General features: G+C 61.4%; 13 protein-coding genes and 1 tRNA gene. 9 read left to right on the top strand and 5 right to left on the bottom strand.

Going from position 1 to position 12,701, the window contains the following annotated elements; genetic code table 11:
- Positions 1–27: 27 nt before the first annotated feature.
- A tRNA-Ser gene (locus FFR93_RS19455) sits at positions 28–117 on the bottom strand.
- A 227-nt stretch (positions 118–344) separates the two neighbouring features.
- Here FFR93_RS19455 and FFR93_RS19450 point away from each other — a divergent pair.
- The 9 genes from FFR93_RS19450 (at position 345) to deoA (ending at position 8,943) form a co-directional block, all read left to right on the top strand.
- Positions 345–662 (top strand): hypothetical protein, encoded by a 318-nt coding sequence (locus FFR93_RS19450; RefSeq protein WP_064707604.1) that lies wholly within the window; start codon positions 345–347, stop codon positions 660–662.
- 319 nt (positions 663–981) lie between these two features.
- Positions 982–1,974, top strand: a complete 993-nt coding sequence (locus FFR93_RS19445) for a BMP family ABC transporter substrate-binding protein (RefSeq protein WP_064707605.1) — start codon at positions 982–984, stop codon at positions 1,972–1,974.
- A gap of 88 nt (positions 1,975–2,062) precedes the next feature.
- On the top strand, positions 2,063–3,574 hold the full coding sequence (locus FFR93_RS19440) for an ABC transporter ATP-binding protein (protein WP_138394410.1): 1,512 nt from the start codon (positions 2,063–2,065) through the stop codon (positions 3,572–3,574).
- Between the two features lie 7 nt (positions 3,575–3,581).
- On the top strand, positions 3,582–4,685 hold the full coding sequence (locus FFR93_RS19435; protein ID WP_138394409.1) for an ABC transporter permease: 1,104 nt from the start codon (positions 3,582–3,584) through the stop codon (positions 4,683–4,685).
- 10 nt (positions 4,686–4,695) lie between these two features.
- Positions 4,696–5,667: an ABC transporter permease gene (locus tag FFR93_RS19430; RefSeq protein WP_138394408.1), complete on the top strand. Its 972-nt coding sequence runs from the start codon at positions 4,696–4,698 to the stop codon at positions 5,665–5,667.
- A gap of 2 nt (positions 5,668–5,669) precedes the next feature.
- Positions 5,670–6,059 (top strand): cytidine deaminase, encoded by a 390-nt coding sequence (locus tag FFR93_RS19425; RefSeq protein ID WP_138394407.1) that lies wholly within the window; start codon positions 5,670–5,672, stop codon positions 6,057–6,059.
- Positions 6,056–6,865 carry a purine-nucleoside phosphorylase gene (locus FFR93_RS19420; protein WP_138394406.1) on the top strand — a complete coding sequence of 270 codons (810 nt, stop codon included), beginning with the start codon at positions 6,056–6,058 and terminating at the stop codon, positions 6,863–6,865. Before FFR93_RS19425 ends, FFR93_RS19420 begins: the two co-directional genes overlap by 4 nt.
- Positions 6,858–7,634, top strand: coding sequence for a deoxyribose-phosphate aldolase (deoC, locus tag FFR93_RS19415; RefSeq protein WP_064707611.1), 777 nt, complete (start codon positions 6,858–6,860; stop codon positions 7,632–7,634). The genes FFR93_RS19420 and deoC overlap by 8 nt, the downstream gene beginning before the upstream one ends.
- Position 7,635: 1 nt before the next feature.
- The gene (deoA, locus tag FFR93_RS19410) at positions 7,636–8,943 is read left to right on the top strand and encodes a thymidine phosphorylase (RefSeq protein WP_138394405.1); all 1,308 of its coding nucleotides are present in this window, start codon (positions 7,636–7,638) and stop codon (positions 8,941–8,943) included.
- Between the two features lie 6 nt (positions 8,944–8,949).
- Here the strand turns inward: deoA and FFR93_RS19405 are convergent, their stop codons facing one another.
- The 4 genes from FFR93_RS19405 to FFR93_RS19390 all read right to left on the bottom strand — a co-directional run bounded on the left by FFR93_RS19405 (position 8,950) and on the right by FFR93_RS19390 (position 12,618).
- Complete coding sequence (locus tag FFR93_RS19405; RefSeq protein ID WP_064707613.1) at positions 8,950–9,519, bottom strand: TIGR02281 family clan AA aspartic protease; 570 nt, start codon at positions 9,517–9,519, stop codon at positions 8,950–8,952.
- Between the two features lie 126 nt (positions 9,520–9,645).
- Complete coding sequence (gene upp, locus FFR93_RS19400; protein WP_020920114.1) at positions 9,646–10,275, bottom strand: uracil phosphoribosyltransferase; 630 nt, start codon at positions 10,273–10,275, stop codon at positions 9,646–9,648.
- 157 nt (positions 10,276–10,432) lie between these two features.
- Positions 10,433–11,401: an adenosine deaminase gene (locus tag FFR93_RS19395; RefSeq protein WP_138394404.1), complete on the bottom strand. Its 969-nt coding sequence runs from the start codon at positions 11,399–11,401 to the stop codon at positions 10,433–10,435.
- Positions 11,398–12,618, bottom strand: a complete 1,221-nt coding sequence (locus tag FFR93_RS19390; RefSeq protein WP_138394403.1) for a phosphopentomutase — start codon at positions 12,616–12,618, stop codon at positions 11,398–11,400. The genes FFR93_RS19395 and FFR93_RS19390 overlap by 4 nt, the downstream gene beginning before the upstream one ends.
- Positions 12,619–12,701: the final 83 nt, after the last annotated feature.

Below are 12,701 nucleotides of genomic sequence, written 5' to 3'. Positions count from 1 at the left end.
GGGTAGGATATGCGGGAGAGAAGTGAATGGCGGACAGGGAGGGATTCGAACCCTCGGTACGCTTTCACGTACACACGCGTTCCAGGCGTGCGCCTTAAACCACTCGGCCACCTGTCCTTTGGCGTTCGCGCCCGGATAGGAGCAAATCGTCGGAACGGCGCGATATATACCGATGAATTTTTGCCGATCAACCCAAATCTAACAGTTTTTTGACTTCTTCCGATAAAACTCCCCTCGGCCCATCCCATTGTGCTTCACCTCATCGATGACTATGTATTTCTCAAGGTGGAGAATGGCGCGGGTTCGCCGGAATTACCCGGCATATCGAAGCGTCGGAGGAATTGATGCGTTTCCTGTTGCGTCTGGCGAGTCTTGTCGCGCTTGCGGCGGCCGTTATTGCCGGGACCATCGATTCGATCCAATCGGTTGCCGCCTCCGCCGTGGTGATGACGCCGATGTCGGATGCCTGGCAGGATGTGAGCCCCGAGACGCTGACGTCGCTGCAATCCGCGCTTTCCTACTATATCCACCCGCGGTTCTACGCCTTCATCTTTCATTGGCTGATGCTCCAGCCAGCCTTCGCGGTATTTCTGGCGATCGCGCTGCTTCTCTGGATGATCGGTTATAAGAAGCCACAGGTATCGGGCCGCTTCATCGCATAGCGAACTCTGCTTGAGCCGGCGCGGCGCGGCGAAAGCTGCTGCGCATGGGGTCTCCCGTGTCCTTGGCACCTGCCGGCGGATTGGCTGGAAAATCAGCACCCGCGATGGGCAACTGTTCAAAAAATCAGCCGGGAAGAACTGATTTTCGGCAATCGCTGCAAATCTTTACCAGCCGAAAAATTTCTGGTGAATTTTTCCGTGAGCCATGCAAGGATGCGCGCAGCCAGGCCTCCGGGGGGAGGTCGGTGGTTCCGCAGACATGTCCGAAAAGGGCTTGCGGGAGGACCCCAAACAAATAGCAACAACAGGGCTGCAACTCATGAAAAAATCCCTTCTCACCCTTCTTGCCATGGCTGCCATGTCGACGACGGCGCTCGCCGCCGATGTCAAGCCGGCGCTGGTTTACGGCACTGGCGGGAAGTTCGATAAGTCTTTCAACGAAGCGGCCTATAACGGTGCCGAGAAGTTCAAGGCCGAAACCGGCATCGCCTATCGCGACTTCGAGCCGACTGGCGATACGCAGGGCGAACAGGCCATCCGCAACTTCGCAAGCCGCGGTTTCAATCCGGTGGTTGCCGTTTCCTTCGCCTGGACTTCGGCCATCGAGAAGGTCGCAGCCGAATTCCCCGACACCAAGTTCGTCATCGTCGACTCCGTGGTCGAGAAGCCGAACGTCCGCTCAGTCGTCTACAAGGAAGAAGAAGGCTCCTATCTCGTCGGTATTCTCGCTGGCATGGCATCCAAGACCGGCAAGGTCGGCTTCGTCGGCGGCATGGACATTCCGCTGATCCGCAAGTTCGAATGTGGCTATGAGCAGGGCGCGCGCGCCGCCAAGGCCGATATCCAGGTTTTCCAGAACATGACCGGCACCACCGGTGCGGCCTGGAATGACCCGGTTCGCGGCGGCGAGCTCACCAAGAACCAGATCGACCAGGGCGCCGATGTCATCTACGCGGCAGCCGGCGCCACAGGCCTCGGCGTGCTGCAGACTGCCGCCGACAATAAGAAGCTGTCGATCGGCGTCGACTCCAACCAGAACCATCTGCATCCGGGCTCGGTCCTGACCTCGATGGTCAAGCGCGTCGACCTCGCCGTCTACAACGCCTACACCGACACCAAGAACGATAAGTTCACCGGAGGCGTCCAGGCGCTCGGCGTCAAGGAAGACGGTGTCGGCGCCGCGATCGACGACAACAACAAGTCGTTGATTACGCCGGAAATGCAGGCCGCCGTCGATAAGGCCAAGGCCGATATCATTGCCGGAACCGTCAAGGTTCACGATTATACCACGGACAACGCTTGCCCGAAGTGACCCGCGCCCTGATGTAATCGACGATTGAGATCGGGCGTATGGCGGAGGGGATTTTCGCCATGCGCCCTTTTCTTATTTGGAGCCTGTAGTGACAGATAAGCCCGCTATCGAGCTTGTCGGCATCGATAAGAAATTCGGTGCCGTCCATGCCAACAAGGACATCAACCTCACCGTTGCCAAGGGGACGATCCACGGCATCATCGGTGAAAACGGCGCCGGCAAATCGACGCTGATGTCGATCATCTATGGTTTTTATCACGCCGACAGCGGCGAGATCCGCGTCAACGGCAATCCCGTCACCATCCGTGACAGCCAGGCGGCGATCGCCGCCGGCATCGGCATGGTGCACCAACATTTCATGCTGGTTGATAATTTTACCGTGCTCGAGAATGTCATGCTCGGCGCAGAAGGCGGTTCGCTGCTGGCACGAGGCGTTGCATCAGCGCGCGCCGAGCTCAAGCGGCTGGAAACGGAGTACGGCCTCGAGGTCGATCCGGATGCGCTGATCGAAGAGCTTCCGGTTGGCCTGCAGCAGCGCGTCGAAATCCTCAAAGCCATGTACCGCGGCGCTGAAATCCTGATCCTCGACGAACCCACGGGCGTGCTGACGCCGGCAGAAGCCGATCACCTCTTCCGCATCCTCAAGGTGCTGCGCGACCAGGGCAAGACGATCATTCTGATCACCCATAAGCTGCGGGAGATCATGGCGATCACCGATACGGTTTCCGTCATGCGCCGCGGCGAGATGGTCGCGACCCGCAAGACGGCGGAAACGACGGTGGAGGAGCTTGCCGAGCTGATGGTCGGCCGCCGCGTGCTGCTGCGCGTGCAGAAGGGGGAGGGCAATCCGGGGACCGCCGTGCTCGCCGTGCGCAATCTTACGGTTAAGGACAATCGCGGCGTTACCATGGTCGACAACGTCTCCTTCGACGTGCGCGCCGGCGAGATCGTCGGCATTGCCGGTGTTGCCGGCAACGGCCAGTCCGAATTGCTGGAGGCTATTGCCGGCATCCGCAAGCCCACCTCCGGTGAGATTCTTCTCGACGGCCAAACGATCGACAAGGCCGATCCCGCCCGCCTGCGCGATCTCGGCCTTGCCCATATTCCCGAAGACCGCCACCACATGGGGCTGGTGCTGAAATTCGAGGAGTATGAAAACTCGGTGCTCGGCTACCACCGTCGTGCTGGCTACAGCAAAGGCCCGTTGCTCGATCTCGAAGCGATCCGCAAGGACGCGATGGAGAAGATTGAAAAATACGACATCCGCCCGCCGAATCCGCGGCTGAAGACGGCGAATTTCTCTGGCGGCAATCAGCAGAAGATCGTCGTCGCCCGCGAGATCGAACGCGATCCGAAGATGCTGATCATCGGCCAGCCGACGCGCGGTGTCGATATCGGCGCCATCGAATTCATTCACCGCCGGATCATCGAGATGCGCGATGCGGGCAAGGCGATCCTGCTCGTCTCCGTCGAACTTGACGAGATCCGCGCCCTTTCAGACCGTATCCTTGTCATGTTTGCCGGCCACGTCGTCGGCGAGAAGACGCCCGATGCCGGTGAACAGACCCTCGGCCTGATGATGGCCGGCATTGCCGCGTGAGGCCTTTATGAGCACTGCTTCCGTTCCGCTGCCAAATTGGATCAGTTACGGCCTGATCCCGCTTCTGAACCTTCTCGTTGCCTTCCTGATTTCCGGCTTCGTCGTCTGGCTGATCGGCGAGAGCCCGCTTGCCGCACTTTCATTGCTGATCGAGGGCGCCTTTGGCAGCGGCGAAGGTGTCGGTTTCACGCTCTACTATGCGACGAGCTTCATCTTCACCGGCCTTTCCGTGGCTGTCGCCATTCATGCCGGTCTCTTCAACATCGGCTCCGAAGGCCAGGCCTATATCGGCGGTCTCGGCTGTGCACTGGTAGCCCTGGCGCTCGACAATTATGTGCCCTGGTATGTGACGATGCCGATCGCCATCGTCGGCGCCGGAGTCTTTGGCGCAGCCTGGGCTTTCATTCCCGCTTTCCTGCAGGCCAAGCGCGGCAGCCATATCGTCATCACGACAATCATGTTCAACTACATTGCCGCCGCTCTCATGGTCTACCTGCTCGTGCACGTGCTGATCGTGCCGGGCAAGATGGCGCCGGAAACCCGCACCTTCCTTGAGGGGGGACAGCTTCCGAAGCTTGGCTGGGTCATGAGCATCTTCGGCAGTAAGCTGGGTGCCGCACCCTTCAACGTCTCCTTCATCATCGCCCTTCTTGCCGCCTGGTTTGTCTGGATCCTCATCTGGCGCACCAAGCTCGGTTTCGAGATGCGCACACTCGGTGTGAGCTCGACGGCGGCTGAATATGCCGGCATTCCTTATGCACGCACCGTCATCATCGCCATGCTGCTGTCCGGCGCGCTCGCCGGAATGATGGCCCTCAATCCCGTCATGGGCTCATCCGCTCGTCTACAGGTGGAGTTCGTCGGCGGCGCGGGCTTCGTCGGCATCGCCGTATCGCTGATGGGCCGGAACCATCCGCTCGGGATCATTTTCGCAGCGATCCTCTTCGGCACTCTCTATCAGGGTGGGGACTGGATCTCTTTCGAAATGCCGAACATCACCCGGGAAATGATCCTCGTCATCCAGGGCCTGGTCATCCTGTTCGCCGGCGCACTGGAATATATGTTCCGGCCGGCAATGGTGCACCTCTACCAACAGTTCGTGCGGGCTTGAGGAGCGGACGATGGATTACTACGACATCTTCATCAATGTCCTCAGCTCGACGGTTCGGCTCTCCATCCCGCTGATCTTTACCGCGCTCGCCGGGCTGTTTTCCGAGCGCGCGGGTGTTTTCGATATCGGCCTCGAAGGCAAGATGCTGGGATCGGCCTTCGCCGCCGCCTGCGTGGCCTATCTCACCGGTTCGGCCTGGCTCGGGCTCGGTGCCGGCATCGTCTGTTCGGTGGCGCTGAGCCTTGTGCACGGCTTTGCCTCGATCACCAATCGCGGCAACCAGATCGTATCGGGTGTCGCGATCAACTTCTTTATCGCGGGTATTACCATCGTGCTCGGCCAGGCCTGGTTCGGCCAGGGCGGGCGCACGCCGCAGTTGCCGCCGGAGGCGCGCTTCGCGCCGATCATCCTGGCGGGTGCCGATGCCGTCCGTGACATACCGATCGTCGGTCCGCTCTATGCCAACGTCATATCGGGCAACAACATACTCACCTATCTCGCTTTCCTCGCCGTGCCCTTCTCCTGGTGGGTGCTTTACCGCACGCGCTTCGGCCTCAGGCTGCGCGCCGTCGGCGAAAATCCGGGCGCGGTCGATACGGCAGGCATTTCGGTCGCCTGGCTGCGCTATCGCGCGGTGATGTGCGCCGGTATTCTCTGCGGCTTTGCCGGCACCTATCTCGCGATCGCCCAGTCCGCCGCCTTCATCAAGGACATGTCTGCCGGCAAGGGCTATATAGCGCTGGCGGCGCTGGTCTTTGCCAAGTGGAAGCCGGTACCGGTCATGTTCGCCTGCCTGCTCTTCGGCTTCCTCGATGCTTTGGCGAACTTCATGCAGGGCAAGCAGGTGCCGCTGGTCGGTGAAGTGCCGGTCCAGGTCTTCCAGGCGCTGCCCTATATCCTGACCTGCATCCTGCTTGCCGGCTTCATCGGTGTCGCAATTCCGCCGAAGGCCGGCGGTGTGCCCTATACCAAGGAACGTTGATCATGTCCCACGACCTGTTCGAAGCCGCTCGCGGCGCCATGGCCTTTGCGCACGCCCCCTATTCGAAATTCCCGGTCGGTGCGGCAATCCGCGCCGACAACGGCAAGATCTATACGGGCGCCAACATCGAAAACCTCTCCTTCCCGCAAGGATGGTGCGCCGAGCCGACGGCGATCAGCGCCATGATCATGGGCGGCGCCCGGAAGATCGTCGAAATGGCCGTCATCGCCGAGAAGCTGCCGCTCTGCCCGCCCTGCGGCGGCTGCCGCCAGAAGATCTCCGAATTCGCCGCCAAGGACACGAAGATCTACCTCTGCGACGAGGCGGGCGTGAAGAAGACCATGACGATGGAAGAGCTTCTTCCCTTCAGTTTTGAGACGGAACTCGGATGAAGGCGACGGTCGAACTGCTTGCCGCATTGCTGGGTGCGATCAAGCCGCGCCACGGAATCGTACTCGGCTCCGGCCTTGGTTCCCTCGTTGGTCAGCTGGAGAGCGCCGTCCGTATTCCCTATCGCGATCTGCCGGGCTTTCCCGTCAGCGCCGTCTCCGGGCACGCGGGTGAGGTCGTTGCCGGCCGCCTCGGCGGAAAGCCCGTCATCATGCTCTCCGGCCGCGTGCATTATTATGAAAAGGGTGACGCCAATGCCATGCGCCTCCCGATCGAGGTGCTGAAGGCGCTCGGCGTCAACGCGCTGATCTTGACCAATTCGGCAGGATCGCTGCGCGACGACATGCCGCCCGGCTCGGTGATGCAGATCACCGATCACATCAACTATTCCGGCATGAACCCGCTGATCGGCGAGGAGAGCGACCATCGCTTCGTCGGCATGACCAATGCCTATGACGCTGACCTCGCCGCGGCGATGCAAAGTGCGGCCGCTAAGCACGAGATCGCGCTGGCACAAGGCGTCTACATGTGGTTCTCCGGCCCAAGCTTCGAAACGCCGGCCGAAATCCGCATGGCGCGCATCCTGGGCGCCGATGCCGTCGGCATGTCGACTGTGCCGGAGGTTATCATTGCAAGAATGCTGGGTCTCAGGGTTGCCGCCGCCTCCGTTATCACCAACTATGGGGCAGGCATGACCGGCAATGAACTCAGCCATGAGGAAACCAAGGACATGGCGCCCATCGGCGGCGCCCGTCTTGCCGCCATATTGAAAGAAATGATTGCGGCTGGAGGAAGCGAAAATGAATAGCCATTCCATCCGGGAAACGGCGGCGGTCGCCCTTTCCCTTCTCGACCTCACCAATTTGAAGGATGATTGCACTGAGGCGCAAATAGACGTGCTCTGCGCCCGCGCTCAGACCCCTTACGGCAACAGCGCCGCGATCTGCATCTGGCCGCGTTTCGTCGCCCATGCCCGTAATATTCTCGGTGCCGGCCATGCCGTGCGGATCGCAACCGTCGTCAATTTCCCGGCAGGCGATATGGAAGTGGCCGACGTCGCCGCCGAAACCCGCGAGGCGATCGCCGATGGCGCCGATGAGATCGATCTGGTCATTCCCTACCGCAAGCTCATATCAGGCAATGAGGAGGCAGTGACCGACATGGTCAAGGCTGTGCGCGCCGAATGTGCCGGTCCCGTCCTGCTGAAGGTGATCATCGAGACCGGCGAGTTGAAGGATGCGGCATTGATCCGCCGTGCCTCCGAACTCGCCATTGAAGCCGGCGCGGATTTCATCAAGACGTCCACAGGCAAGGTCGCCGTCAACGCGACTCTCGAGGCCGCCGACATCATGATCCGGGCCATTCGTGAAAGTGGGCGCAAGGTCGGCTTCAAACCGGCTGGCGGCATCGGCTCGGTGGCCGATGCGGCGCTCTATCTGAGCCTTGCCGAAACTATCATGGCGCCGGACTGGGCGATGCCCTCGACCTTTCGCTTCGGCGCTTCCGGCCTGCTCGACGACATACTGGCGGTCCTGAATGGAGCGCAGCCGGCGAAGGCTGCGGCGTCGAGCTACTGAGATGATTCCGCAGGAGATCATCCGACGTAAACGCGACGGCGAGGAATTGGACGCCGCCGATATCAGGTCCTTCATCGCCGCGCTCGCTGCCGGTCGGCTGTCCGAAGGCCAGATCGGCGCCTTCGCCATGGCCGTCTGGTTCAAGGGCATGTCCCGCGAGGAAATCGTGGCCCTGACGCTGGCGATGGCCGACTCGGGAGATAGGCTGGAGTGGGCCGATATCGACCGCCCGATAGCCGACAAACATTCGACCGGGGGCGTCGGCGACAATGTCTCGCTGATGTTGGCGCCGATCGCGGCGGCCTGCGGCCTCGCCGTTCCGATGATCTCAGGGCGCGGCCTCGGTCATACCGGCGGCACGCTCGACAAGCTCGAATCCATTCCCGGCTATACGATCACCCCCGATGCGGACCTTTTCCACAGGGTCGTCAAGCAGGCGGGATGCGCCATTATCGGCCAGACAGGGATCTTGGCGCCCGCCGACGGCAGGCTTTATGCCGTGCGCGATGTAACCGCCACCGTCGATTCCATTCCGCTCATCACCGCTTCGATCCTGTCTAAGAAGCTCGCGGCCGGACTCCAGACGCTGGTGCTCGACGTCAAGGCCGGCAACGGCGCCTTCATGGCTGAACGAGGTCAGGCGGCGATGCTGGCGCAATCCCTGGTCGAGGTTGCCAATGGTGCCGGCGTGAAGACCTCCGCCTTGATCACCGCTATGAATGAGCCGCTTGCCGATAGCGCCGGCAATGCCGTCGAGATACGCAACTGCCTGGATTTCCTGGCGGGCAGGAAGACTGGCACTCGGCTCGAGACCGTGGTTTTTGCCCTTGCCGCCGAGATGCTGGTGAAATCGGGCATTGCCGCGTCCTCTGATGAAGCCGATGGGATGGCGCGCCGGGCCCTGTCGTCGGGACAGGCGGCCGAAGTCTTCGGACGTATGGTTTCCATGCTCGGCGGACCGGCCGATCTCGTCGAAAATCCGCAGAAATACCTGGCCAGGGCGCCTGTCGAAAAAGAAGTCCGGGCCGCCAGGTCGGGCTGGCTTGCCGACTGCGACGCTCGCGGTATCGGCATCAGCGTCATAGATCTCGGCGGTGGTCGCCGGCATCCGGCAGATCGCATCGATCATCGCGTCGGTTTCTCCGGCCTACTGCCTCTTGGCACCCGGGTGAATGCGGGCGACCCGATCGCCGTCGTTCACGCTGCCGACGAAGCCGCGGCGGAAGAAGCAGCTGCGGCCCTGGCCGCTCATTACCGCATCGCTGACGACAAGCCCGAATTGGCCCCTGTCATTGCAGGCCTGATCTGATGCGCTTTATTGTTTGAGGCTGAGCGAGCGGTCGGCGACGGAATAGGAGGCAAGCTTCTGCAGGAAGCTCATGCCGATCAGCGTGGTCGTCAGCGCGTCATCCTTCAGGACGAAGGCCTCGACATTCCGGACGCGGATGCTGCCGATTTCGACACGGTCGAGGGTCACATGCGCGGCCTTCGTCTGGCCGTTCGCCGTGTTGACACTATAGCGGAAGTCGAGCTGGTTTGCCGTGAAGCCGAGCCGGCGGGCGAGTGCTTCGTTGAGGGCGACATAGGTGGCGCCGGTATCGATCAGCCCCGGCACCGGCTTACCGTTGATCTTGAAGCTACCGGTATAGTGTCCTTGAGCATCCGCCTGCAGGCGGATCGTATTGCCGCCATTGGCGGGCGTCTGTGCAACGGGCCGGCTTGTGTCGGTTGAGACGTAATTGGCGGAGGGAGCGTCGGAAGGCTGCTGGCTTGCGCTTCCGAAGAAGGAAGGCACCTGTGTGGCCAGCACCGCGGCGATGCTGGCGAATATGACAGTACGAGCGAGCATGAAACAGAAATCCTTCCTGTATAAACCCTGCTTCATGCAGGGCCTCATGCTCCCAGCTTGCTAAGCCTAAAATCCTGATAACTTGCTAAAATCGGGAGCAAAAAGGCCCGGAACAAACCGTCCGGGCCATAAAGGCTTTCGATTGGTAAAGGAAGGCTGAAATCATTTGGTCCCGTACATGCGGTCGCCGGCATCGCCGAGGCCCGGCATAATGTAGCCCTTCTCGTTGAGATGGCTGTCGATCGCCGCGGTGAAGACCGGAACATCGGGATGCGCCGCGCGGAAGTTGCGGATGCCCTCCGGAGCGGCGAGCAGGCAGAGGAAGCGGATATTGTGGGCGCCGCGCTCCTTGAGCTTGTCGATTGCCGCGATCGAGGAATTGCCGGTCGCCAGCATCGGGTCGACGACGATAATCAGGCGCTCGGCTACGTCCTCCGGCGCCTTGAAGTAATACTCGACCGGCTGCAGCGTCTCGTGATCGCGGTAGACGCCGATATGCGAGACGCGGGCGGACGGCACGAGATCGAGCATGCCCTCAAGCAGCCCGTTGCCGGCGCGCAGGATCGAGGCGAAGACCAGCTTCTTGCCTTCGAGGATCGGCGAGTCCATCGTCTGCAGCGGCGTCTCGATCGTTGCCATCGTCAATTCGAGATCGCGGGTTACCTCGTAACAGAGCAGCGTGGAGATTTCGCGCAGCAGGCGCCGGAAACTCCCCGTCGATGTCTCCTTGCGTCGCATGATGGTGAGCTTGTGCTGCACAAGCGGGTGATCGATGACCGTGACGCCGTCCATGGGGAAGCCTTTCATTCTTTCTATCGAATGTTTCTTTCACGGAAATCGGCCCGACCGCAAGAGCGGTGGCAAATTTGCTCCGATCTTCCCCAATGCATGTCGCCCGGAAGTGTGCAGCGGTTCCGGGATAACGGCATGCATAAAAAGACACTCATCTTCAAAGCCGGGCGAACAGTGCCTTGCGAGTCTCTTCATCGACGAAGGCTGCCTCGATCGCCGTGCGACTCATGGCGTCGATCTCCGTGTCGCTGAAGCCGAAGGCATCGGCGGCAAGTTCATATTCCCGCTTCAGTGACGTATGGAAAAACGGTGGGTCGTCCGAGTTGATCGTCACCCGCACGCCGGCTTCCTTCAGCCGCCGCAGTGGATGGGAGGCGAAATCGGGAAAGACCCTGAGTGCGATATTAGAGCCCGGACAGACTTCAAGCACGGTGCCGAGATCGGCAAGCCGCTTCACCAGATCGAGATCCTCGATGGCGCGCACGCCATGGCCGATGCGTGCGGGACGCACGGCATCGAGCGCGTCGGCAACGCTGAAGGCGCCGCAGACCTCGCCGGCATGGATGGTCAAGCCCAGGCCGGCATCGCGGGCGATGTCGAAGGCTCTGATATAATCGGCGACGCGGCCCATGCGCTCCTCGCCGGCGAGATTGAAGCCTGTTATCAAAGGGTTGCCGGCCTTTGCCGCATATTCGGCCGCTCCGATCACGCTCTCCGGACCGAAATGCCGTTCACCGGTGACGATCAGCCGGGCCTCGATGCCGCTCTTGGCCTTGGCCCGCCGGATGCCCTCACAGACGCCTGATATATAGGCATCGGCACCGAGCCCGATGCGCTTGCCGTGATCGGGCGACACGATGAGCTCACTGTAGATCGTATTGATGCCGGCAAGTTCTTCGAGATAGGTTTCGGTCAGAAGCGCATAATCCTCCTCCGTCCTGTAGACCTCGGAAACCTTGTCGTAGCATTCCAGAAAACTTGCGAAATCGTGCCAGACATAGGCGCCCTCGCGAAGCGCGCCGCTGATGTCGACGCCGTATTTCCGCGCCTGCGCCGCGGTCAAAGCAGGCGGTGCCGCACCCTCCAGATGGCAGTGCAGCTCGACCTTCTTTAAATGCGATGTCACAGAAAACTCCTTCCATGCGCTCCAGCCGGGATGCCGAGATGGCGCGCAATGCTTTCGCCGATATCGGCATAGGTGCGGCGAACGCCGATGGAACGCGACCGGATGCCGGGGCCGTAGGCGATGATCGGCACGCGCTCACGCGTATGATCCGTGCCGCGCCAGGTGGGGTCGCATCCATGGTCGGCGGTGAGCACGACGAGGTCGCCAGGTTTCAGCTTCTTGTGAACCTCAGGTAGACGTGCATCGAAGGCCTCAAGCGCCGCCGCATAACCGGGCACGTCGCGGCGATGGCCGTAGATCATGTCGAAATCGACGAAATTGGTGAAGACCAGATCGCCGTCCTCGGCCTCGTCGATTGCCGACAGCGACGCATCCATCAGCGCCTCGTTGCCGTTGGCCTTGATCAGCCTGGAAATGCCTTGGTGGGCGAAGATGTCGCCGATCTTACCCACGGCATGCACATGCCGGCGGTGCTCAACGAGGCGGTCGAGCAGCGTCGGCTCCGGCGGCAGCACGGAAAAGTCGCGCCGATTACCGGTGCGCTGGAAGGTGGAGGCCGAGTGGCCGATGAAGGGTCGGGCGATGACACGGCCGATATTGTAGGAATCGAGAAGGGCTCGGGCTGTGCGGCAGAAGGCGAGCAGCCGATCCAGGCCGAAATGCACCTCGTGCGCCGCGACCTGGAAGACTGAGTCCGAAGAGGTGTAGCAGATCGGCTTGCCGGTGCGGATATGTTCCTCGCCGAACCTGGCGATGATGTCGGTTCCTGAGGCGTGGCAATTTCCGAGAATGCCGGGGATGTCACCCTCACGGCATAATGCCTCGATAAGCCCCGGGGGAAAGGCGTCGCCTTCCGTCGGAAAATATCCCCAATCGATACTGACGGGGGTCCCCGCGATCTCCCAATGACCGGACGGCGTATCCTTGCCGCGGGAGATTTCGCTGGCAGCACCATAAATACCGTAGACTTTTTCGGGCAGGGGCACGCCGGCGGGAAACTGGCCGCAGGCGGCACGGGCGATGTGCAGAAGCCCGAGTTCCGACATGTTGGGCAAGGAAAGCGGCCCACTGCGCAGCCCGGCACGATCTCCGGCTCCGGCCGCGCAGAATTCGGCGATATGGCCGAGCGTATTGGCGCCCTCATCGCCATAGGCCGCCGCATCCGGCGCCCCGCCGACGCCGAAAGAATCGAGAACGAAAAGAAAGGCGCGCGCCATTTTACCCCCGAAAGGACCGATCGCGGACCTCCGGAACCCGGAGGCTGAAGCCCACGCATATAATGCCGCGCCTGCCTTGGCAA

The sequence above is a fragment of the Rhizobium sp. MHM7A genome (genome assembly GCF_005862215.1).
Taxonomy (GTDB): Bacteria; Pseudomonadota; Alphaproteobacteria; order Rhizobiales; family Rhizobiaceae; genus Rhizobium; species Rhizobium bangladeshense.
This window is presented reverse-complemented; position numbering and strand designations above follow the sequence as displayed.

Excerpts from the sequence above, each read along its gene's own strand:
- FFR93_RS19425 (WP_138394407.1), top strand. The coding sequence starts at position 5,670 with ATGTCCCACGACCTGTTCGAAGCCGCTCGCGGCGCCATGGCCTTTGCG.
- FFR93_RS19390 (WP_138394403.1), bottom strand. The coding sequence starts at position 12,618 with ATGGCGCGCGCCTTTCTTTTCGTTCTCGATTCTTTCGGCGTCGGCGGG.
- FFR93_RS19450 (WP_064707604.1), top strand. The coding sequence starts at position 345 with ATGCGTTTCCTGTTGCGTCTGGCGAGTCTTGTCGCGCTTGCGGCGGCC.
- upp (WP_020920114.1), bottom strand. The coding sequence starts at position 10,275 with ATGGACGGCGTCACGGTCATCGATCACCCGCTTGTGCAGCACAAGCTC.
- deoC (WP_064707611.1), top strand. The coding sequence starts at position 6,858 with ATGAATAGCCATTCCATCCGGGAAACGGCGGCGGTCGCCCTTTCCCTT.
- deoA (WP_138394405.1), top strand. The coding sequence starts at position 7,636 with ATGATTCCGCAGGAGATCATCCGACGTAAACGCGACGGCGAGGAATTG.
- FFR93_RS19430 (WP_138394408.1), top strand. The coding sequence starts at position 4,696 with ATGGATTACTACGACATCTTCATCAATGTCCTCAGCTCGACGGTTCGG.
- FFR93_RS19435 (WP_138394409.1), top strand. The coding sequence starts at position 3,582 with ATGAGCACTGCTTCCGTTCCGCTGCCAAATTGGATCAGTTACGGCCTG.
- FFR93_RS19445 (WP_064707605.1), top strand. The coding sequence starts at position 982 with ATGAAAAAATCCCTTCTCACCCTTCTTGCCATGGCTGCCATGTCGACG.
- FFR93_RS19420 (WP_138394406.1), top strand. The coding sequence starts at position 6,056 with ATGAAGGCGACGGTCGAACTGCTTGCCGCATTGCTGGGTGCGATCAAG.
- FFR93_RS19405 (WP_064707613.1), bottom strand. The coding sequence starts at position 9,519 with ATGAAGCAGGGTTTATACAGGAAGGATTTCTGTTTCATGCTCGCTCGT.